Below are 21,508 nucleotides of genomic sequence, written 5' to 3'. Positions count from 1 at the left end.
GCCGTCGCCATGCAAGCGGTCGTTCAGGGCGCGACCTCGGATGAGAACGCCTTCACGTCCGCCAGCAGGGCCGGGACCGCCGCGTCGATGATGCGCTGGCCTTTCTCGGGCGAGGCCTGGGCCGGGTCCGAGCCGATGCGCCCGTCCGGGAACCGGGCCCGGTAGTCCAGGGCGTCGCGGATCGGCCCCACCGGAGCGATCTGCGGGGAATAGTCCGCCGTCTTGATGCGGTCGGGATAGGCCGCCTGGGTCACGGCGATCTCGGAGGGGGTGGCGTGCATGCCGTGCCCCTTGGGGAAGATTTCGGAACACAGCCGGTGCACCCCCGGCAGGTCCCACCAGTTGACCAGCTTCAGGGCGAAGGGCGGGCGCTCTTCCACGAACGACCATTCGGCGTAGATCTCCGCGAAGGTCGCCTCGATGGTGGCCACGTTGCCGCCGTGCCCATTCAGGAAATAGATGCGCTCAAAGCCGTGCCGGCTCAGCGACGAGACCCAGTCCGTGATGGCCGCCATGAAGGTCGAGGGCCGCAGGGAGATGGTGCCGGCGAAGGCCAGATGATGCTGGGCCATGCCGATGTTGAAGGTGGGCGCCACCACCAGGCCGTCGTCCTGCTTCTCCGCCGCGTGGGCGATGATCTCGGGGCACAGCCAGTCCGTGCCCAGCAGGCCCGTGGGGCCGTGCTGCTCGTTGGAGCCGATCGGCACGACCACGGTCTTCGTCGCCTTCAGGCGCGCGTCGATCTCTGGCCAGGACGACAGGTGGATCAGCATGGAAAACTCCGGAACTTGGGACAGTGGTCCGCTTGGCAAGCGACGGCCCAGCGCATACGCCTGTTCGACCGGCGCCGCAAAGACGCGACCTCCCCGATACGGAGCCCTCCATGACCGACCACACCCGCATCCCTGTTCCCGCTCAAGTGGCCGCTCACGCCCACATGGACGCCGGGGCCTTTGCCCGAACGGTCGAGAGCGCGGCGCGCGATCCGGAAGGGTTCTGGCGCGGGGTGGGCGAGCGGCTGGACTGGTCGAAGCCCTTCACCGAGGTCAAGGATGTCAGCTTCGACCGGCAGGACTTCCGCATCCGCTGGTTCGCCGACGGCGAGCTGAACGCCAGCGTCAACTGCATCGACCGTCACCTGCCCGAGCGCGCCGACCAGACCGCCATCCTGTTCGAGGGCGACGACCCGTCCATCGACGGCAAGATGAGCTATGCCGAGCTGCAAGCCGAGGTGTGCCGCATGGCCAATGTGCTCAAGGACATGGGCGCGAAGAAGGGCGACCGCATCACCCTCTATATGCCCATGATCCCGCTGGCGGCGGTGGCCATGCTGGCCTGCGCCCGCATCGGCGCGGTGCACTCGGTGGTGTTCGGCGGCTTTTCTCCCGACAGCCTGTGCGGCCGGATCGAGGATTGCGGCTCGACCATCGTCATCACCGCCGACGAGGGCAAACGCGGCGGCAAGCGCATCCCGCTCAAGGCCAATGTGGACAAGGCGCTGGAGAAAGTCTCCGTCGACAAGGTGCTGGTGATCCGCTGGACCGGCGCGGACGTGCCGCTCACCGAAGGCCGGGACGTGGTCTATGAGGACGTGCGTGAGGCGGCGTCGGCCGAGTGCGCGCCCGAGCCCATGAACGCGGAGGACCCGCTGTTCATCCTCTACACCTCCGGCTCCACCGGAAAGCCCAAGGGGGTGCTGCACACCACCGGCGGCTATCTGGCCTGGGCCGCGCACACCCACGAACTGGTGTTCGACTACAAACCCGGCGACATCTACTGGTGCACCGCCGATGTGGGCTGGGTCACGGGGCACAGCTACATCGTCTATGGCCCGCTGGCGAACGGGGCCACGACCCTGGTGTTCGAGGGCGTGCCCACCTGGCCCGACGCCGGGCGCTGCTGGCAGGTGGTGGACAAGCACAAGGTCAACATCTTCTACACCGCCCCCACCGCCATCCGCGCCCTGATGCGCGAGGGCGACGACTGGGTGACGAAGCACGACCGTTCGTCCCTGCGCCTGCTGGGGTCGGTGGGCGAGCCCATCAATCCCGAGGCCTGGCTGTGGTACCACCGCGTGGTCGGCGACGGCCGCTGCCCGGTGGTGGACACCTGGTGGCAGACCGAGACCGGCGGCATCCTGATCAGCCCCCTGCCCGGCGCCACGGAGCTCAAGCCCGGCTCGGCGACGAAGCCCCTGCCCGGCGTCATGCCCGCCATCGTCACCAATGAGGGCGACGTCCTTCAGGGCGCGGCCGAAGGGCCTCTGTGCATCACCGAGTCCTGGCCGGGTCAGATGCGCACCGTCTACGGCGACCACGACCGCTTCATCGAGACCTATTTCACCACCTTCCCCGGCAAGTATTTCACCGGCGACGGGGCCCGGCGCGACGCGGACGGCTACTACTGGATCACCGGACGCATCGACGACGTGCTGAACGTCTCGGGCCACCGTCTGGGCACCGCCGAGATCGAGAGTGCGCTGGTGTCGCACCCGGCCGTGTCGGAGGCTGCGGTTGTGGGCTATCCCCACGACATCAAGGGCCAGGGCGTCTGGGCCTATGTGACGCTGAAGGCGGATCAGGAACCGTCCGAGGACCTGCGCAAGACGCTGGTGGCCCACGTCCGCGCCGAGATCGGCCCCATCGCCAGCCCCGACGTGATCCAGTGGGCCCCCGGCCTGCCCAAGACCCGCTCGGGCAAGATCATGCGGAGAATTCTGAGAAAGATCGCCGAGAACGAGACCGGCGCCCTTGGCGACACCTCCACCCTCGCCGATCCTGCGGTGGTGGACGATCTGCTCAGGAACCGGCCGGAGAGCTGATCTCAAGGTCGCATTTTTTCGTTCCTCGTCATTCCCGCCCTTGTGGCGGGAATCCATAGTCACCAGACGCTGTGGATTCGCGCGGGCCGGTCCGAGCGTATGGATCGCCGGGACAAGCCCGGCGATGACGAGAGTGGGAAAATGCTGAAGCCGCCATCAAACAGGTCCCGTTCGGCCCGACGCCTGAAATGCCCCCCCGACCCCGACCGGGTGGAGGAAATCTTCACCCGCCTGGCGCGGGTGATGCCCGAGCCGAAGACCGAGCTGAACTTCACCAACCCATTCACCCTCGTCTCGGCCGTCGCCCTGTCGGCCCAGGCCACGGACGTGGGGGTGAACAAGGCGACGGCCGGCCTGTTCGCCGTGGCCGACACGCCGCAGAAGATGGCGGCGCTGGGGGTGGAGGGCCTGATCCCCTACATCGCCTCCATCGGCCTGTACCGGAACAAGGCGAAGAACCTGATCGCCATGTCACAGATCCTGATCGAGCGGCACGGCGGCGAGGTGCCGCTGAACCGCGCCGACCTTCAGGCCCTGCCGGGCGTGGGACGAAAGACCGCCTCGGTGGTGCTGAACGAATTGGGGATCGAGCCGGCCATCGCGGTGGACACCCACGTGTTCCGCGTCTCGCACCGCCTCGCCCTGGCCAACGCCGGCACGCCAGACAAGGTGGAGGCCCAGCTGCATCAGGTCGTGCCCGACCACTGGCTGCCCAAGGCCCACCACTGGCTGATCCTGCACGGCCGCTACACCTGCGTGGCGCGGCGGCCCAAATGCGAGGCCTGCGTCATCTCGGATTTGTGCCCGGCGCGGCCGGATCTGATGGCGGCCCGCGCCTGATCGATCAGACGTCCACCGCCGCGTCCAGGGCGTTGCTCTGGATGAATTCGCGGCGCGGTTCCACCACATCGCCCATCAGCTTGGCGAACAGGTCGTCGGCGTCGTCGGCGTGGTCCACCTGCACCTTCAGAAGGGTGCGGGCATTGTCGTCCAGGGTGGTTTCCCACAGCTGTTCCGGATTCATCTCGCCCAAGCCTTTGTAGCGCTGGATCGACAGGCCCTTCTTGCCCGCGTCCAGCACGGCGGTCAGCAGGTCGAGGGGCCCCCGGATGGTGGTGGACTTGTCCTTGCGCCGGAACGTGGCCGGCTCGCGGAACAGACCGTCAAAGGCCGCGGCTCGCTCGCCCAGGCGCCGCGCGTCCAGCGAACGTACCAGCGATTCCTCCAGCACGATCTGCTCGGCCACGGCGCGGCGCGTGCGGCTGAACACCAGGGCGCCCTGTTCCCCCTTCTCGCCGGACCAGGGGCCGTCGCCTTCCTCGGCGTAGAGATCCAGGTGGCGCGCCGCATAGGCCAGATCGCCGCCCTCCGCCGTGAACAGGCCCGAAAGGGCCGCCTGCTCGATGGCGAAGGCCGGAGCGCGGGTCGCCAGCCGGTCCACCAGTCCCTTGAAGGCCTTGGCCTCGCGCACCAGACCTTGCAGGTCCATGCCGGTGCGGCGCTCGCCGCCGGCGAAGTCCAGCTCTGCGCCGTCCGATCCTTCCTCGATCAGATAGGCGTCCATCTCGGGCTCGTCCTTGAGGTAGCGGGACTGCTTGCCCTTGGACACCTTGTAGAGGGGCGGCTGGGCGATGAAGATGTGGCCCCGCTCGATCAGCTCCGGCATCTGCCGGTAGAAGAAGGTCAGCAGCAGGGTCCGGATGTGGGCGCCGTCCACGTCGGCGTCGGTCATGATGATGATCTTGTGGTAGCGCAGCTTCTCGATGTTGAAGTCGTCGCGCCCGATGCCCGTACCCAGCGCCAGGATCAGGGTGCCGATCAGCTCGCTGGACAGCATCCGGTCGAACCGCGCCCGCTCCACGTTCAGGATCTTGCCCCGCAGCGGCAGAACGGCCTGGTTTTCGCGGTTACGCGCCTGCTTGGCCGAGCCGCCGGCGGAATCGCCCTCGACGATGAACAGTTCGGACTTGGCCGGGTCGCGCTCCTGACAGTCGGCCAGCTTGCCGGGCAGGGAGCTGATCTCCAGCGCCGACTTGCGCCGGGTCAGGTCGCGGGCCTTGCGGGCCGCCTCGCGCGCGGTGGCCGCCTCGACGATCTTGGCCACAACCATGCGGGCCTCGGCGGGATGCTCCTCGAACCACGTCGACAGCCCTTCCGAACACAGGGACTCCACCGCGGGCCGCACCTCGGACGAGACCAGCTTGTCCTTGGTCTGGGAGCTGAACTTCGGGTCCGGCACCTTGACGGACAGGACGCAGGTCAGGCCCTCGCGCGCGTCCTCGCCGGTGACGGAGACCTTCTCCTTCTTGGCCAGGCCCGAGCTTTCGATATAGGCGCCCATGACCCGGGTCAGGCTGGCGCGGAAGGCCGAAAGGTGGGTGCCTCCATCCCGCTGGGGGATGTTGTTGGTGAAGCACAGCATGGTCTCGTGGTAGCTGTCGTTCCACCACAGGGCCAGATCGATCTCGATGTTCTCCTTCTTGCCCCGGATGACGATGACGTCCTTCAGGATCGGAGACTTGGACTTGTCCAGGTGACGCACGAAGGCCTCGACCCCGCCCTCATAGTGCAGGATCTCCTCGAACGGTTCAGCGCCCCGGTGGTCGGCCAGCTTGATGACCACACCCGAGTTCAGAAACGCCAGCTCCCGCAGGCGGTGCTCCAGGGTCTTGAGGTCGAAATCGATGTGGCTGAACGTCGTCACCGACGGATAGAAGGTGACCTCGGTGCCGCTCAGGACCTTGCCGTTGTCGCGCATGGGCGCGTCACCCACCACTTCCAGCGACTTGACCGTGTCGCCCCGCTCGAAGCGCATGTGGTGCTTCTTGCCGTTGCGGTAGATCACCAGCTCCAGCCAGTCGGACAGGGCGTTGACCACCGACACGCCCACGCCGTGCAGGCCGCCGGAGACCTTGTAGGAATTCTGGTCGAATTTCCCGCCCGCGTGCAGCTGGGTCATGATGACCTCGGCGGCGGACACGCCCTCTTCCTCGTGGATGTCGGTAGGGATGCCGCGCCCGTTGTCGGTCACGGTGACCGAGCCGTCGGCGTTCAGGATCACCTGCACCAGATCGGCGTGACCGGCCAGGGCCTCGTCGATGGCGTTGTCCACCACCTCATAGACCATGTGGTGCAGGCCCGAGCCGTCGTCGGTGTCGCCGATGTACATGCCCGGCCGCTTGCGCACGGCGTCGAGCCCTTTCAGCACCTTGATGGATTCTGCGCCGTAGGCGGCTTCCTCGGCGGTGTCCGGGGTGCGGTTCTGGTCGGTCATTCAGTCATCCGATGGGGCGAGCGTCCCTGCGTCCACGCGCACGAACCGGCCTCGCCCGTGAAGGTCAGAGAAGAGCGTTTCGTCGGTGCCGGTCAGGAAAGCCTGAAGGTCCAGCGCCACGATCTCCTCGAACAGGGCGGCGCGCCGGCGGGCATCCAGATGGGCCGGCGCTTCATCCAGCAACAATACAGGGTTCGCACCTGAATTGGCCAGTGAATCCGGGTTTTCGGGGGCGCTTTTCAGCCGCCCGACCTGCGCCAGAATCAGGTTCAGAACCAGGGCCTTCTGCTCGCCGGACGAGCCTTCAGCCGCCGGGCGGTTCTTTTCCCGGTGGATGGCGGTCAGATCCGACCGGTGCGGCCCGAAAAGCGAGCGCCCGGAGGCCGAATCGCGGGCCCGCGACGCCTTCATCCCGGCGACGATTTCAGCTGCAATTTCATCGGGCCCCGAGCCTGCGGCGGCGCTCTGCTCGGCCGCGCCGGTCAGACCCAGATCGGCCTGGGGAAAGGGCCGGTCGCCGCGCGCGTCGATGCCCGCCTGAAGATCGCCCAGGGCGCGGGCGCGGGCCGTGGCGGCGGCGGCGCCCTGTTCGCCCAGTCTTGCTTCCAGCGCGTCCAGCCAGGCCGGGTCGGCGGGCCGCCTGCCCTCGGCCGCCTCGGTCAGCAGGCGCAGGCGCTCGCGCAGGGCTTTCTCATAGGCTGAGACGCTGGCCGCGTGGCCCGGGTCGGCGGCGAACACCAACCGGTCGAAGAATTTCAGCCGCTCGGCCCGGCTGTCCGAGAACAGCCGGTCATGCTCGGGCGTGGCCCAGACGGGCCGCAGATAATCCAGCATCCGCCCGGGCTGGGCGGTCTCCCCGTCGATGCGCACGATGCGGCGCGACGCCCCCGGCGCTTGCACCCCCGTGCCCAAGCGCGTTTCTTGGCGGATATCGCCCCCGTCCGCCCCCGTCAGAATCGCCGCCACGGCCCAGGCCCGTCCGCCGGCCTCGCCCGGCTCGCGCCGCCCCAGCTCGGCCACCGGCGCCCCGCGCAGACCCCGCCCCGGAGTCAGCAGGCTCACCGCCTCCAGCAGATTGGTCTTGCCCGCCCCGTTCGGCCCGTGAAGCACAATGGGGCCCGACCCCACGCGCAAGGTGGCGCTGGCGTACGAGCGGAAATCGGTGAGGGTGAGGGCGGTGATCAAGAGACCTTCTCCCATGGGGAGAAGGCGGAGCCCGCGCACTGGAGCGATAGCGGAAGTCCTCGCGCGGGGGATGAGGGGGTAAGGCGCCAAGGCGTTACGCACCGTAACCCCTCACCCTCCCATCGCATTGCGATGGGCCCCTCCCTCTCCCGCCGGGAGAGGGACAAGACGATCACACCCTCAGCGGCATCAGCACGTACTGGACGCCCGGATCGCCCGGATCGAGCACCAGGGTGGGCGACGCCGGGTCGGCGAACATGTAGGTGGCGGTCTCGCCCTCGATCTGGCCGGCCACGTCCAGCAGATAGCGGGCGTTGAAGCCGATCTCGAAGGGCTCGTCGGTGTAACCGATCTCCACCTCTTCCACGCCCTGTCCGGCCTCCATGTTGCGCACGGTCAGGGTGACCCGGTCGTTGTCCAGGCCCAGCTTCACCGAGCGGCTCTTCTCGGCCGAGATGGTGGAGACCCGGTCCACGGCCTGGGCGAACACGGCGTTGTCGATGTCGGCGCGCTTGTCGTTGCCCTTGGGGATCACCCGCAGATAATCCGGGAACGAGCCGTCGATGACCTTGGAGGTCAAGCTGGCCTGGCCGAACTCGAAGCGGATCTTCTGGGCGCTGACCTGCACCTCCACCGTGCCGGAGCCGTCGTCCAGCAGGCGGCGCACCTGATCGATGGTCTTGCGCGGCACGATCACGCCGGGGCCGCCCGCGGCGCCTTCCGGCGCCGGGGTCTCGGCCAGGGCCAGGCGGTGGCCGTCGGTGGCCACGGCGCGCAGCAGCGCCTGCCCGCCCTCGGACACGGTGTGCAGATAAAGGCCGTTCAGATAGTAGCGGGTCTCCTCGGTGGAGACGGCGAAACGGGTCTTGTCGATCAGCCGGACCAGGTCTTCCTTCAGCAGGCTGAACCGCGCGCCCGCGCTGTCGGCGGACATGACCGGGAAGTCCCCGGCCGGCAGCACCGGCAGGTTGAACTTGGACCGTCCCGCCTGGACCACCAGACGCGGGTCGTCGCCGGAATAGGTCAGGGAGACCTCGGCGCCTTCGGGCAGCTTGCGGACGATTTCGTACAGGGTGTGGGCCGGGGCCGTGATCTGGCCCTCGGTGTTCACCATGGCCTCGGCCTCGTCCACCATCTCCATGTCCAGGTCGGTGGCCGCGAAGCTCAGACGGTCACGCCCCGCCGAAAGCAGGACATTGGACAGGATGGGGATGGTGTTGCGGCGCTCGACGACGCTCTGAACGTGGCCAAGGGCCTTCAGGAGCGCCGCGCGTTCGATCGTCAGCTGCATGTGGTCTCGCCCGGATGACGACGACTCAGGCCGTCGCCGCTGCAATTGTGGGCCTTGGACATTAGCGGCTTCATCGCCCGCTTCAACAGGGGAAACGGGCGCTCCACAGACCGGCCGCGATTATCCCCGCAGCTTGCGGGTCAGCGTCTCCACATCGCGGGCGATCTGATCGTCCGCAGGCATCATCTCCTCGATGCGCCGAACCCCGTGCAGCACCGTGGTGTGATCCCGCCCGCCGAAGCGGCGGCCGATGTCCGGATAGCTGCGCGTGGTCAGCTGCTTGCACAGGTACATGGCGATCTGGCGGGGCCGGGCGATGATGCGGGTGCGACGCTCGCTCAGCAGGTCCGCCTGCTTCAGGTTGAAGTGCTCGGCCACCGTCTTCTGGATCTCGTCCACGGTGATGCGGCGCTCCGGCCCGCCGCGCAGGGCGGCCCCCAGCAGCACCGAGGCCTCGTCTGCCGTCAGTTCGGACAGGCGTCGCCCGGCGGAAGCGGCCAGGGTGTTCACCGCCCCTTCCAGTTCGCGCACCGATCCCGGGGTGCGGTCCACCAGTTGCTCCAGAACCTCGGTGCGGGCTTCCCCGGACACCAGACCCAGGCGGCCCAGAGCCTCGAACCGCTTGCGGGCCACCGCCAGCTTGACCATGCGGTCGGCGGGCTCCACCGGACAGGTCAGGCCCGCGGCCAGATGCGAACGCAGGCGCGGCTCGATGTCCGTCATGGCCGTGGGCGGCTTGTCACCGGCCATGACCACCCGCTTCCCGTCCTCGATCAGGGCGGTCAGGGTGTTCAGCAGTTCTTCCTGGGTGGAGCTCTTGCCGCCCACGAACTGGACGTCGTCCAGCAGCAGCATGTCAGCCGAGCGCAGGCTTTCCTTGAAGGCCGCCGTCTGGCGGTCCTGCACGGCGCGCACGAAGGTGGACAGGAACCGCTCGGCGGTCAGGTAGATCACCTTGGCGTTGGGGCGCAGGCGCTGCGCCTCCCAGGCGATGGCGTTCAGCAGGTGGGTCTTGCCGTGGCCGTAGGGCCCGCACAGGAACACCGGGTTGAAATGGCCCTCGGCCCAGCTGGCGGTCTGTCTGGCGATGGCCAGGGCGAAGGCGTTGCCAGGGCCTTCCACGAAGGCGTCAAAGGTCAGGCGGTCCTGCAGACCGGCGGCCCGAACGGCGCGCGGGCCGTCCGTTACCGGTCCCACCGTGGCGCGCGGCTGGATCGCCGGAGCGGCGGTGGAGGGTCCCGAGGCGGAGATGGCCGGGGCGGGCGAGCCGAACTCGGCCCGGCATCGCACGTCCAGGCGGCGCGACAGGCCGTCCAGGCCCAGCCACAGCTCGTTCATGCGGCGCAGGGCGTTGCGGCGAACCCAGTCCCGGGCATAGGCGGTAGGCGTCACCAGAACCAGCCGGCCGGACGCGTCGGCTCGAACCGCCGACGGCGCGATGTACGAGCTGAACGGACCCTCGCCGATCTCGGCGCGCAGACGCGTGGCCGCTTCGTCCCAGATCCGTTCCGGGTCCGTCAGTCTCAGTTCCGCCGCGCTGCCCGCCATTTCGTAAGCCACCTCTTTCAGTCCACCAGCCATAAAGTCCGCCTGATCTCCGGGACGACTTCTCCTGGCCTCCGGAACAGGGGTTCCGGCGGTGGGGTCGGCCTCGCAGACGGACTTCTCCCGCCGACGCGGAACAGGGTCCCGCGCCGTCTTCATCCGTGTTGGGATGGAAGTGCGTTAGACCCCAAAACTTACGCCCAGCAGGGGCGCCGTCAACGCTGATTCGCGGCTCCCCGTGCGGATAAATTGTTTGACTCCGCTAAGCGCCTCGCCCGCTTGGAGAAACCGCTCATCGGCGGTGACCCGAAGTGGGCAACTTTTTATTTCAACTTAGCCGCACACGGCAAAACGGCGAAGGAGCATATGCGCCTTCGCCGTTGAAAACATTCATAAATTGCTGTGACAGCCCTGTGACGGGCTGTGGGTCAGGCCGCGGCCAGCTTCTTCAGCTGGGCGTGCAGGCGGGACACCTTGCGGGCGCCGGTGTTCTTGTGAACCACGCCCTTTGACACCGCCCGCATCAGCTCGGACTGGGCGTCGTGGAAGGCGGTCTTGGCGGCCTCCACGTCGCCGCCGGCGACGGCGGTGTCGAACTTCTTCAGGAAGGTGCGCACGCGGCTGCGGCGAGCCGTGTTCACTTCAGTCCGGGCGGCGATCTTGCGGATCGCCTTCTTGGCGCCGGGGTTATTGGCCATCAGTCAAACCTTCGAACGGAAAACGCCGCGGAGCAGTCCCCACGGCGTGGAAATCTCAAGAGGGCGGGCCTATAGCCGATAGGGACGGGGGGGTCAACGCGAGTCTGACCCTGGATCGCTGCCGTTCTCCAGCCATTGCAGCAATCGGCCGGCCAGAGCGGCGTCTTCCGGCACAGGACTCTCGAACCGTGACCGCGGCGTCGGTCTCGCGGGCCGGATGTATTCGGTCAGGGGCGTGCGCGGCGGACCCACGGGATCGCGGCCGGGGTCATAGTAGGGGTTCTCGTCGAACGTCCCCTTGAAGGCCGGGTCGGTACGGTAGTTGGGCAGCTTGGCCACCACCGCCTCGTCCCCGGCGATCTGCAGCAGCATCTCGTCGGGCTCCAGGTCCAGCACGAAACCGCCGTCGCCCGCCCCCACGATAGCCGCCATGTCCGAGGCGGCCAGCATGGTGTTGGCGCCGAAGCACTGAACCACCCGGGAGTTATTGACCATGGTGCGCCAGTCATTGGGATAGAGCAGTTGCAGCTGCGACACGTCCTGCCAGAAGCTCCAGGTCTGCAGCCCATAGCCGCGCAGCAGGGTCACCGCCTTGCGTAGTTCGTCGAAGGGGCCAAGCTGCGCCGCCTCGTCGAGCATGAAGAGGGTCGAGTGCGCCGGCCGCGCCCGTCGGCGCATGATCGCCGTCATCAGGGCCCCGACCCACAGCCTCAACAGCCGCCCGTGCGAGATCAGCATGTGCGGCGGCAGGACGATGAAGATGGACAACGGATCGCCCCGGATCACCCCTTCCAGCGAGAAGGTGGACTCCCCGGTCGCCTCGGCGATCAGCGGCCCGCGGATGAAATCCACCCCCTCCTGCGCGAAGGCCACGATGCCGCCCAGGGTCTCGGCGGCGCCGATGGACATCAGATCGGCGGTGGCGCGCGCCTCCGGATGGCGGGACCCGGCCAGCGCCTGGGTCACGGCCTGGGGCGCGCCCGCCGCCTCGTTCACCAGCGTCCTGACCCGGGCCAGGGTATGTTCGGCCTTCGGCAGGTCGGTCAGTACGTAAAGGATCACGCCTACCAGCAGTTGCCTGGCGCGGCTTTCCCAGAAGATATCCTTGGACGAACCCGAGGCGCGCAACAACTGGTTGACCAGGGTGTGGGCGTCGTCCACCCCCGTGGCGCTGGCGGGATCGATCAGATCCAGCGGGTTGAACCGTGCGACCTCCAGACCCGTCAGCCCCATGGGGTCCAGCACCACCACCTCATGGCCCATCTCTCGCCGGCGCCGGGCGGTTATGGCCGCGTTCTCGCCCTTGGGGTCCACCACGATGACCGAGCCGGGATAGCGCAGCAGCGCCGGCACGATGCAGCCGACGCCCTTGCCGGCGCCGGTCGGCGCAACGGTGATCAGGTGGCCTTCGCCCTCCAGCAGGATCGGGTCGACGACATTGTTTGCGGCCCCGGCCTTCGGGTCTCCGAAGCTGAAGCCGATGGGCTGCCGGCGGTGCCGACGCTCCAGCGACCAGCCCACCAGAATACCCTGCCCCGGAACGCTGTCGGGCAGCTTCAGCGACGCCTGAGCGCCCGGAAAGGCCGCCGCGGCATGGCGCGTCATCGGGCGTCTCCTTTCGCAGGCGTGGGGCGGCGGAAAGCGCCGTCGAAGGTGAAGCCGGGGCCGGGGTGCTCATCGGTGACGATCTGGTCGTCCTCCATCATCACCATGCCGCCGGGCAGGATGGAGAAGGTCGAGCGGAACAGGGCTGCGCCGTACAGGACAACCGCCTCATGCAGGCTGCGATCATCCTCCGCCGGCCGGGAGCGGATGGGGTGGCCAAGACCGCGCGCCGCGCCGCGGGGCTTCTTGCCCGTCAGTTCGGCCAGGCGGGCGTCGCTCTCCACCAGAAAAAACGCCCCCTCATCGCCGCGCACCGCGCTGGTGAAGAAGCGAAGATAGGCCTGGCGCCGCGCATCGGTGTCCAGCTGGATTCCCCGACGCTCGTTGATATCGTGGATAAGGTCTGATCGTCCGTCCAGCAGTTCCGCACCGAAAGGGCCGTAAAGAAAGGCCATGACCCGGTCATCCTCGCCGGCGCCGGTTATCAGGGCTTCCCCAGCCGTCCACCCCGGCCAGAAGGGCAAGGCGGTCATGCGAATACGCGCCATGCGTCCGCCGAAAGCCAGGTGGGGCATCAGGGTTCGGCTCACCGCCAGACGCTGACTCAGGTCATCGCCAAGCCGGCCGGAGGGCTCTCGCCAGTCCGCCTCGAACAGGGGCGGGGCCGGCCAGGATTGATTTTTGTGTCCCAAGACGGCCCCCGAACCCTCATCCATCGCGAGTATCTAGGCATGAAGGCCGGGCTTGTGAACGGCGTTTTCTAACGCGCCTTGAAATCCGGCTTCCGCTTCTCGACGAAGGCGGCCATGCCTTCCTTCTGGTCCTCGAAGGCGAACAGGCTGTGGAACAGGCGCCGTTCGAAGCGCACGCCCTCGGTCAGGGTGCTCTCCAGCGCCACATTGACCATCTCCTTGTTGGCCATGACCGCCAGAGGGCTGTGCGCCGCGATCTTCGCCGCCGCCTCGCGCGCCTCGTCCAGCAGGCGCTCGCCCGGAACCACGCGGCTGACCAGCCCGGCGCGCTCCGCTTCGGCGGCGTCCATCATGCGGGCGGTCAGCATCATGTCCATGGCCTTGGACTTGCCCACCAGCCGGGTCAGGCGCTGGGACCCGCCGATGCCCGGCGCCACGCCCAGATTGATCTCCGGCTGGCCGAATTTCGCCGTCTCGGAGGCGATGATGAAGTCGCACAGCATGGCCAGCTCGCAGCCGCCGCCCAGGGCATAGCCGGACACCGCGGCGATGATCGGCTTTCTGAACCGGGTGATGCGGTCGTGGCCGGCGGCGAAGAAATTGTCGGTGAACATCTGGGCGTAGGACTGGTCAGCCATCTCCTTGATGTCGGCCCCGGCCGCGAAGGCCTTTTCCGAGCCGGTCAGGACGATGCAGCGCACCGCATCGTCGCGCTCGACGCTGTCCAGAAAGGCCGTCAGATCGGCGAAGACCTGGCTGTTCAGGGCGTTCAGCGCCTTGGGCCGGTTCAGGGTCACCACCGCATAGCCGTCCGCGTGCCGCTCGATCAGCAGGGTTTCGTATTCGGCCATCGTTTTCTCCCTTTGGTTTCGCCATCGGTCTAGCGCGCCGCCATGCCTGCTGAAAGCCCGGCGGGACTCGACCCAGGCCTGGTTTTTCAAGATGGTGACAGACTTGTTTGTAATTTAAACTAGTCTCGTGTATGTGGTGAGCCTTCCTTCGCGGAGAACGCAATGATCACCCCCTCATCCGAACCCGCCCGGCTCGATGGCCTGGACGCCCTCAGGGGCTTCGCCCTCCTGCTCGGCGTGGTCCTGCACGCAGCCATGGCCTACACGCCCTTTCCCATGTGGGTGGTGGCGGACGCCCAGACCTCGCCCGTCGCGGCGGCGCTGTTCTTCGCCATCCACCTGTTTCGCATGACGACCTTCTTCCTGATCGCGGGCCTGTTCGCCCACATGATGATCGGGCGCAGGGGTGTCGGCGGCTTCATCCGCGACCGACTGAGCCGCATCGCCGGGCCGCTGGCCGTGTTCTGGGGCCCGGTGCTCGCCGCCATCGTCGCCGTGCTGATCTGGGTCGCCGTCATCAACAACGGCGGGACCATGCCCGAGGGGCCGCCCCCGCCCCCGCTGACCGTCCAGACCTTTCCCCTGACCCACCTGTGGTTCCTGTGGGTGCTGTTGATCCTCTACGCCGCCCTGCTGATCCTGCGCGCGCCCTTCGCAGTGATGGATCGCAAAGGCGGGTGCGGCAGGGCGATGGACCGTCTGACCGGCGCCCTGATCGGGCCGTGGACCCCGGCCGTGCTCGCCGCGCCCCTGGCCGTCGCCCTCTATCTGACCCCGAACTGGATTCCCTTCTTCGGAATCCCCACGCCTGACACCGGGCTGGTCCCCAACCCCGCCGCCCTGACGGCGTTCGGCCTGGCCTTCGGCTTCGGCGCCCTGATCGACCGTCGCCGCGATCTGCTGAACCGCATCGGCAGCCTGTGGGCGCCCTTCACCGCCATGGCGCTGGGAACCGGAACCGCCGCCTTCATCCTCAGCGGCGGCGCGGCGCCGGACATGACGCCCGTGACCGCCCCCCAGACCAAGGCCGGCATGGCCGCTCTCTACGCCTTCGCCGTCTATGCGGGCGCCCTGGCCGCCACCGCCCTGGCCCTCAGGTTCGCCTCGGGCGTCAGCGGCGTGCGCCGCTACCTGGCCGACGCCTCCTACTGGATCTACATCGTTCACCTGCCGCTGGTGATGGTGGGGCAGGTTCTGATGCTGGGTCTGGACTGGCCGTGGTTCGCCAAGCTGGCTGCGGTCATCGCCGGAGTCATGATCGTGTCGTTGATCACCTACGAGCTTCTGATCCGTCACAGCTTCATGGGCCGCTGGCTGAACGGGCGCCGCGTGCCGTGGCGCCGGGCCCCCGTTATCGCAGCGGCGCCCGCCGAATGACTTGCCAAGCCATGCCTGCTCGTTCACCCCGGCATCAGGCCGCCAAAGGAATCGCCCCCATGACCGCGCCCCGCACCTCGTCGCCCGAAGACGATCTGGCCTATCTCCGCTCCGTCATCTCAGGCGGCGGGCCGCAAGGCCACATGACCATGGGGATCGCCTATCTGGCGGGCGGCCTGCTCTACGGCGTCCAGTGCCTGTTCCACATCGGCCAGTCCTGGGGCTGGATCATGTGGCCGCCCGGGCCGACCCTGGCCTTCATCATCGCCATCACGGTCGCCATGATCGCCATCCTGATCTGGGCCGCGCGCATGGACCGCAAGCAGCCGCGCCCCGGTCCCGTGGTGACCCGCACATTGAACGCGGCCTTCAGCGCAACGGGCATGGTCAATCTGGCGGTGGTTGCGGTGTTCGGCGCCGGAGCGATGCGAGATCAGGATTTCGCCGTCTGGCTCTATTATCCAGCCATGGTCTTCGCCCTTCAGGCGGCGGCCTGGTTCGTGGCCTGGAGCCTGCGCAAGAAGGTCTGGATGCTGGCTGTCTGTCTGGGCGGCTGGGTCGCGGCGATCGCCCTGGGCCTGCTGGTGCGCGAGCCGTTGATCTACCTTTATGTCTGCACCGCCGCCCTGTTCCTGCTGTTCGCCCTGCCGGGCTGGATCATGCTCAGCGGCGCCCGGCGCGCGCGGGCGGCGGCCTGACCCATGGGCCTGCACGATCTCGGCCGCATCGACGAGATCATCCACGGCCGCATCCGGCTGGGGATCATGGTCTATCTGGCGGACGCCGAGGTGGCCGACTTCACCGAGCTCAAGACCGCGCTGGAGGCCACCCAGGGCAACCTGTCCATTCATCTGAAAAAGCTTGAGGAGGCGGGCTACGTCTCTATCGACAAGAGTTTCGTGGACAAGAAGCCCCTCACCCGCGTGCGCATCACCGACGCCGGTCGCGAGGCTTTTCAGGCTTATGTGGAGGCCATCGGGGCCTTGATCGGGAAACCGGCATGATTCAGGTCATGGGCATCGTCAATGTGACGCCGGACAGCTTCTCCGACGGGGGGCGACTGGGCACAGTCGCGGCGGCGACGGCCCACGCCCTCGCCTTGCTGGATCAGGGCGCGGACGTGCTGGACATCGGCGGAGAAAGCACGCGTCCCGGGGCAGAGCCAGTCAATGCAGCTGAGGAAATCGCGCGCGTCGTACCGTTGATCGAGGCCATCCGCGCCGAGCGTCCCGGCGCCGTCATCAGCATCGACACCATGAAGCCCGAGGTGGCCCGCACCGCCGTCCACGCCGGCGCGTCCATCTGGAACGACGTCACCGCCCTGACCCATGCGCCCGACAGCGCCGCCGTCGCCGCCGAGCTGGGCTGCGACGTCATCCTCATGCACATGCAAGGGGAGCCGCGCACCATGCAGGCCGCGCCCCGGTACGATGACGTGGTGGCCGAGGTCCGCGACTGGCTCGCCGGCCGGGCAGATGCGGCCATAGCGGCGGGCGTGGTGAGGAATCGAATCTGGCTGGATCCAGGCATCGGCTTCGGCAAGACGGCGGCGCACAATCTGGCCCTGACGGCCCATCTGGACCAGCTCACGGCGCTGGGCTTTCCGGTGCTCTACGCCGCCAGCCGCAAGCGGACGATCCAGGCGCTCGACCCGAGCGCAACCGCCCCCATGGACCGGCTGGGCGGCTCGCTGGCCCTGGCGCTGGAAGGCGCCCGGCGCGGGGCGGCCATGGTGCGGGTCCACGACGTACGCGAGACGGTGCAGGCGTTTAAAATCCAGGCCGCGGTCGCGAGCGCCTGAGCGGTATCAACTCGCCAGGTCGAACAGGTCCAGCTGGCTGCGCGCCTCGGGCGGCACGCGGAACTGGCTGACGTCCAGCGGGGTGCGGGGTCTGTCCAGATGGTACCGCTTCACCGCCGTGCGGAACCGCGCGGCGATCAGCTCGGCAACCGGCCCGGTCCCCTTCATGCGCTGGTTCCAGTCAGGATCGTAGTCGCGGCCGCCGCGCGTCTGTCGCACAAGCGACATGACCCGCCTGGCCCGATCCGGCCGCGCCTCGGCCAGCCACTCGCGGAACAGGTCTTTTATCTCGAGCGGCAGGCGCAGGGTGACGTACATGGCGCCGTTCGCGCCCGCTTTCTTCGCCGCCTCCAGCACCGCTTCCAGTTCATGGTCATTGAGGCCGGGGATGACCGGCGCGAACCCCACCGTCACCGGCACGCCCGCGTCCGCCAGACGGGATATGGCCTCCAGCCGCTTGGCGGGCGTCGCGGCCCGGGGCTCCATGGCGCGGGCCAGCTTGCGGTCCAGGGTGGTGATGGACACCGCCGCGCTGACCAGACCCTTGGCCGCCATCGGCCCCATGATGTCGGCGTCGCGCGCGATCAGGGCCGATTTGGTGATGATGCTGAACGGGTGGTTGAACCGCGCCAGCACCTCGATCAGCCCGCGGGTGACGCGGTGCTCGCGTTCCACCGGCTGATAGGGGTCGGTGTTGCCGCCTATGTGGATGGGCTTGCAGACATACCGCCGGGCGCAGAGCTCCTGTTCCAGCAGACGCGGTCCTTCGGGCTTGAAGAAGAGCTTGCTCTCGAAATCCAGGCCCGGGGATAGGCCCATCCAGGCATGGGCCGGACGGGCGTAGCAGTAGATGCAGCCATGTTCGCAACCTCGATACGGATTGATGGATCGGTCGAAGCCCACGTCCGGGCTGTCGTTACGGGTGATGATCTTCCGGGCCCGTTCGGGCGTGAGGCTGGTGCGCAGGGGCGCGGCCTCTTCGTCCTCGGCGGTCCAGCCGTCCTCGAAGTTCTCGGCCGCAAGGCTTTCATACCGACCGGATGCATTGGACCGGGCCCCTCTGCCCCTGACAACGGAAGACGACATGCATCGAAGGTATCACCGCGCTCGAACAAAACAAGAACAAAATAGGCAAGAAAAAGCCCGGCGCGAGGGCCGGGCTCCTCCCGATCGTCAGGCGATCAGTTGCTGTACAGCTCCGAGATCGACAGGGTCGCGGAGACGTAGTCGCCGCCGTAGCTGCCGATCCAGATGTCGTACTGGCCGCTCATGGGGCTGCCGAAGCGCAGGGACGGGTTGGTGCCCTCGCCGCTGTCGTCGTCGCAGTACCAGCTGCCGTTCGGGCCGTTCACCACCAGGGTGGTGTCGCGCGAGGACGTGGCCGAGATGATCAGGGGCAGGTTGCCGCCGCCCGACCAGTGCAGGCGCACGTCCGGCGCATGGGAAATGTAGCCGTAGCAGCCCGAGAAGCGCTCGCTGGCGCGGATGGTGCCGCCGGCGGTGACGCTGACGTTGTAGGGGTCCGGCGTGAAGCCGGCCGACAGACGAACCGTGCCCGCATGCGGGTTGGCGGAAATATCCTGAGCCGCGACGGGCCCGGCGATGAGCAGCGCGGCCGCGGCCACGCCCAGAAGGTTTTTCATTTGGAACACCCCAAAAATTCAGCCCCACGCGCCCGATGCGCGCTCTCGAACAACGCTGATACTACACAGGCCGGCCGGTCTGGGAAGCTGATTGAACGTGACGGGCGAAAACGCGCTCAGCGTGTCGCGAGCGACGCCGCCTCCGCGGCCGTCGGCGGCGCTTCCGGAACATGGTCCAGCGCCATGGGCACATGCAGCGCGCCCGAGGCTACCGCGTCCAGGGTGTTCAGCGGACGCCCCATCATGCGCTGATAGATCCAGTAAGCCGCAACCACGTCCTCCACATAGGCGCGGGCCTGGGGCACATCGATGGTCTCGATCAACAGCAGGGGATCGGGATCAGGGCCCAACCGCCGCAGAGCGCCCAGCATGGGCCCGGGCCCGGCGTTGTAGGACGCCACGGCGCGCAGCAGATCGCCCTGGAACGCGCCCATGCCCAGCATGCGGGTGATATAGGCCTGGCCCAGGCGCAGGTTCACGGCCGGATCCCACAAGCGTTCCGGCTCGCTGACAAAGCCGGAATCGCCCGCCAGTTCTGCGGCGGTTGTCGGCATCACCTGCATCATGCCGTAGGCGCCGACGGAACTGCGGGCGCGGGCTTCGAAGCCGCTTTCCTTGCGTGCGATTGCGTAGACCAGGGCGCGCTCGATGACATACCCCCCGTCCGGCTCCAGATTGGGCATGGGATAGGCGTTGGCGTCGATGCGCGCGGCGCTTGAGGAGCCGCCCCCGATACGCGGACCCAGACCACGGGCCAGAGCCACCCACAAGCCGCGTTGCTCGTCGTCCGCCTGACGCAGACCGTTTCTCAGCTCAGTTTGAGCGTCCTCGGTCCGGCCCAGTTCGGCGAAGGCCACGGCGCGGCGGGCCTGATCATTGTCCTGCACAAAGGCCGCCAGGACGCCCGGCTCCACGCCCAGCGGTTCGGGCGTCCGATCCGCCGCGGCGACAACGGCGGTGTAGGGCTGAGGCCCCAGATTCTCGACCACCGGCTCCTCGCCCAGCTGCCGCTGGGCGATCTGGCCATAGAAGGTGGCGGGCCAGCGCCCGGCCAGACGCAGGAACTCCTGCACCCGGTCCTGGCGACCCGACGCCGCTGCGGCCCGGCTTGCCCAGAAAGCGGCGCCGGAGCGCACCCAGGGATCTTCCAGCGGGTCCACAGCCACCCGCTCGAAGGCGGCGAAGGAGTCGTCGAACCGGCTGAGGCGCCAGGCGGCCAGTCCCGCCGTCCAGTGATCGCCAAGCGCCACCCCCAGCTCATAGGCGCGCGGCAGGTCGTCGGCGTTCAGGGCGATGCGCGCCTCGCGGGGGCCGGGCGGGGTGAAGACGTCTTGGGCGACCGCTTCCCCGCCGGCCGACTGCACGCTGGCCCAGTTGCGCAGGGAGGCGACCACGCCGGGGCGCCGAGGCTCGGGCGCGCCGTCCGGGCGACGGCGCAGGGCCAGGGCGTAAACCCGCGGCGCCGGCGTCAGGTCGGCGTAGGAGTCCAGCCAGGCGGACAGTTCCTCATAGGTGGCGGAATGACTGGGGTGGAACAGCCGCTCGAATTCCAGCTGGCCCAGCAGCACCCGGTCCTGAATGCCTCGCGCCGTGTCCCGCGCCGCATCCAGCTGCCCGCGCCGCAAGGCGTCGAAGGCGGTGGTGTAGGACAGGCGGTCAGAATCGCTCAGGGCGCGGGGAACCTGCGCCAGGCCCGCGCCCGCGCTGAAAAGAATCGCGATGGTCGTCATCGCGCCCAGGACGCGACGGCTTGTCCGCTTCATGGCGGCCCCCTCCGGAATGGCTCGACCTGTCTCGATTCAGGTCGCCCCTTCGCATTCGGTCGGTCGTCAGGCCGCTTTCGTGCCAGCGCCGTGGGGCGGCTTCAAGGCGAAAGGGTTAATCCGCCGCGTCCAATTTCGCCGCCAGGTCCAGCACGTCGGCCCAGGCCAGGCGCTTGGCCATGGGCTGGCGCAGCAGGAAGGCGGGATGCAGGGTGGGCAGGACGGGGGCCGAGACGTCCCCCTCGTTCAGCCGCCATTCCCGCCACTGGCCGCGCATCTTCATGACGCCCTCGTCGGTCTTCAGCACCGATTTGGCGGCGGCGGCGCCCAGCAGCAGCACGGCTTTCGGCCGGAGCAGGGCGAAGGCGCGCTCCACGAAGGGGGCGCACACCATCTGTTCCTGCGGGGTCGGAGTGCGGTTGCCGGGCGGACGCCAGAACACGGTGTTGGTGATGAACACCTTGTCCAGCAGGCCGGCGGCGTCCAGCATCCTGTCCAGCAGCTTGCCGGCCCGCCCCACGAACGGGTCGCCCTGGGCGTCCTCGTCGGCGCCGGGGCCTTCGCCGATGACGAGGACCGGCGCCCTGGGATCGCCGCGCGCGAACACCGCCTGTTTTGCGCCCATCTCCCGCAGGGGGCAGCCGGTGAAGGCGGCGATGGCGTCCCTCAGGGCGTCCAGATCGCCGGCCTCGGCCGCCAGGCGGCGCGCCTCGGCGACTGCGCCGCTGAAATCCGTTGGGGCGGAGACCGAAGCGACGGCCTTCAGCGTCGCTTTCTGCTCGGGTGGCGCGGGGACGAAGGTGCGGTCCACCGGGGCGTCCTCGAAGCACGCATCGACGCCCGCATCCCGCCAGAAGGCGAGCAGACTTTCCGTTGCAGCGATTTGCGATGCGGGTGCGTTCATGGTGCGAGGACAGGGATAGTCCTTGACCACCGTCACGTCACCTTCGGATAGTGGTCCA

19 protein-coding genes are annotated in these 21,508 nt (G+C 68.2%); 6 read left to right on the top strand and 13 right to left on the bottom strand.

Annotated features, from left to right (window positions below; genetic code table 11):
• Window positions 1-23: 23 nt before the first annotated feature.
• Entirely contained in the window at window positions 24-773 is a 750-nt protein-coding gene (locus tag ACI8U3_RS03145) for a creatininase family protein (protein WP_415013410.1), read from the bottom strand.
• Between the two features lie 110 nt (window positions 774-883).
• Between ACI8U3_RS03145 and acs the strand changes: the two genes are divergently transcribed.
• Together acs and nth are read left to right on the top strand one after the other, a co-directional pair.
• The gene (gene acs / locus ACI8U3_RS03140; protein ID WP_415013409.1) at window positions 884-2,821 is read left to right on the top strand and encodes an acetate--CoA ligase; all 1,938 of its coding nucleotides are present in this window, start codon (window positions 884-886) and stop codon (window positions 2,819-2,821) included.
• Window positions 2,822-2,962: 141 nt separating this feature from the next.
• Window positions 2,963-3,661, top strand: a complete 699-nt coding sequence (gene nth / locus ACI8U3_RS03135; protein ID WP_415013408.1) for an endonuclease III — start codon at window positions 2,963-2,965, stop codon at window positions 3,659-3,661.
• A 4-nt stretch (window positions 3,662-3,665) separates the two neighbouring features.
• On the opposite strand, the gene gyrB is transcribed toward nth, so the two are convergent.
• The 8 genes from gyrB to ACI8U3_RS03095 form a co-directional block, all read right to left on the bottom strand.
• Window positions 3,666-6,095, bottom strand: a complete 2,430-nt coding sequence (gyrB, locus tag ACI8U3_RS03130; RefSeq protein WP_415013407.1) for a DNA topoisomerase (ATP-hydrolyzing) subunit B — start codon at window positions 6,093-6,095, stop codon at window positions 3,666-3,668.
• The gene (recF, locus tag ACI8U3_RS03125) at window positions 6,096-7,280 is read right to left on the bottom strand and encodes a DNA replication/repair protein RecF (protein WP_415013406.1); all 1,185 of its coding nucleotides are present in this window, start codon (window positions 7,278-7,280) and stop codon (window positions 6,096-6,098) included. It abuts the gene before it with no gap.
• 172 nt (window positions 7,281-7,452) lie between these two features.
• Window positions 7,453-8,571 (bottom strand): DNA polymerase III subunit beta, encoded by a 1,119-nt coding sequence (gene dnaN / locus ACI8U3_RS03120; RefSeq protein ID WP_415013405.1) that lies wholly within the window; start codon window positions 8,569-8,571, stop codon window positions 7,453-7,455.
• A 120-nt stretch (window positions 8,572-8,691) separates the two neighbouring features.
• Window positions 8,692-10,152, bottom strand: a complete 1,461-nt coding sequence (gene dnaA / locus ACI8U3_RS03115) for a chromosomal replication initiator protein DnaA (protein ID WP_415013404.1) — start codon at window positions 10,150-10,152, stop codon at window positions 8,692-8,694.
• 392 nt (window positions 10,153-10,544) lie between these two features.
• Window positions 10,545-10,814 (bottom strand): 30S ribosomal protein S20, encoded by a 270-nt coding sequence (rpsT, locus tag ACI8U3_RS03110; RefSeq protein WP_415013403.1) that lies wholly within the window; start codon window positions 10,812-10,814, stop codon window positions 10,545-10,547.
• A gap of 93 nt (window positions 10,815-10,907) precedes the next feature.
• Window positions 10,908-12,419 carry a type IV secretory system conjugative DNA transfer family protein gene (locus tag ACI8U3_RS03105; protein ID WP_415013402.1) on the bottom strand — a complete coding sequence of 504 codons (1,512 nt, stop codon included), beginning with the start codon at window positions 12,417-12,419 and terminating at the stop codon, window positions 10,908-10,910.
• Window positions 12,416-13,111 carry a hypothetical protein gene (locus tag ACI8U3_RS03100; protein ID WP_415013401.1) on the bottom strand — a complete coding sequence of 232 codons (696 nt, stop codon included), beginning with the start codon at window positions 13,109-13,111 and terminating at the stop codon, window positions 12,416-12,418. Before ACI8U3_RS03100 ends, ACI8U3_RS03105 begins: the two co-directional genes overlap by 4 nt.
• A 68-nt stretch (window positions 13,112-13,179) precedes the next feature.
• Window positions 13,180-13,962 (bottom strand): enoyl-CoA hydratase, encoded by a 783-nt coding sequence (locus ACI8U3_RS03095; protein ID WP_415013400.1) that lies wholly within the window; start codon window positions 13,960-13,962, stop codon window positions 13,180-13,182.
• Window positions 13,963-14,124: 162 nt separating this feature from the next.
• Between ACI8U3_RS03095 and ACI8U3_RS03090 the strand changes: the two genes are divergently transcribed.
• From ACI8U3_RS03090 to folP, 4 genes are read left to right on the top strand one after another with little or no spacing between them, the layout of a single operon-like run.
• The gene (locus ACI8U3_RS03090; RefSeq protein ID WP_415013399.1) at window positions 14,125-15,339 is read left to right on the top strand and encodes an acyltransferase family protein; all 1,215 of its coding nucleotides are present in this window, start codon (window positions 14,125-14,127) and stop codon (window positions 15,337-15,339) included.
• A gap of 59 nt (window positions 15,340-15,398) precedes the next feature.
• Complete coding sequence (locus tag ACI8U3_RS03085; protein WP_415013398.1) at window positions 15,399-16,037, top strand: hypothetical protein; 639 nt, start codon at window positions 15,399-15,401, stop codon at window positions 16,035-16,037.
• Window positions 16,038-16,040: 3 nt separating this feature from the next.
• Window positions 16,041-16,343: a winged helix-turn-helix domain-containing protein gene (locus tag ACI8U3_RS03080; RefSeq protein WP_415013397.1), complete on the top strand. Its 303-nt coding sequence runs from the start codon at window positions 16,041-16,043 to the stop codon at window positions 16,341-16,343.
• Window positions 16,340-17,140 carry a dihydropteroate synthase gene (gene folP / locus ACI8U3_RS03075; protein ID WP_415013396.1) on the top strand — a complete coding sequence of 267 codons (801 nt, stop codon included), beginning with the start codon at window positions 16,340-16,342 and terminating at the stop codon, window positions 17,138-17,140. Before ACI8U3_RS03080 ends, folP begins: the two co-directional genes overlap by 4 nt.
• 6 nt (window positions 17,141-17,146) lie before the next feature.
• Here folP and ACI8U3_RS03070 read toward each other — a convergent pair whose 3' ends face one another.
• From ACI8U3_RS03070 to ACI8U3_RS03055, 4 genes are all read right to left on the bottom strand, one after another.
• Window positions 17,147-18,226 (bottom strand): PA0069 family radical SAM protein, encoded by a 1,080-nt coding sequence (locus ACI8U3_RS03070; RefSeq protein WP_415013395.1) that lies wholly within the window; start codon window positions 18,224-18,226, stop codon window positions 17,147-17,149.
• Between the two features lie 95 nt (window positions 18,227-18,321).
• Entirely contained in the window at window positions 18,322-18,783 is a 462-nt protein-coding gene (locus ACI8U3_RS03065) for a peptidase S1 (RefSeq protein WP_415013394.1), read from the bottom strand.
• A 116-nt stretch (window positions 18,784-18,899) separates the two neighbouring features.
• Window positions 18,900-20,546, bottom strand: a complete 1,647-nt coding sequence (locus ACI8U3_RS03060; RefSeq protein WP_415013393.1) for a lytic transglycosylase domain-containing protein — start codon at window positions 20,544-20,546, stop codon at window positions 18,900-18,902.
• 115 nt (window positions 20,547-20,661) lie between these two features.
• Window positions 20,662-21,450: a uracil-DNA glycosylase gene (locus ACI8U3_RS03055; RefSeq protein ID WP_415013481.1), complete on the bottom strand. Its 789-nt coding sequence runs from the start codon at window positions 21,448-21,450 to the stop codon at window positions 20,662-20,664.
• Window positions 21,451-21,508 lie beyond the last annotated feature (58 nt).

Origin of the sequence: Brevundimonas sp., assembly GCF_047617075.1 — a bacterium.
Classification (GTDB): domain Bacteria; phylum Pseudomonadota; class Alphaproteobacteria; order Caulobacterales; family Caulobacteraceae; genus Brevundimonas.
Note: the sequence above shows the minus strand (reverse complement) of the source record. Positions and strands in the feature narration are given on the sequence as shown.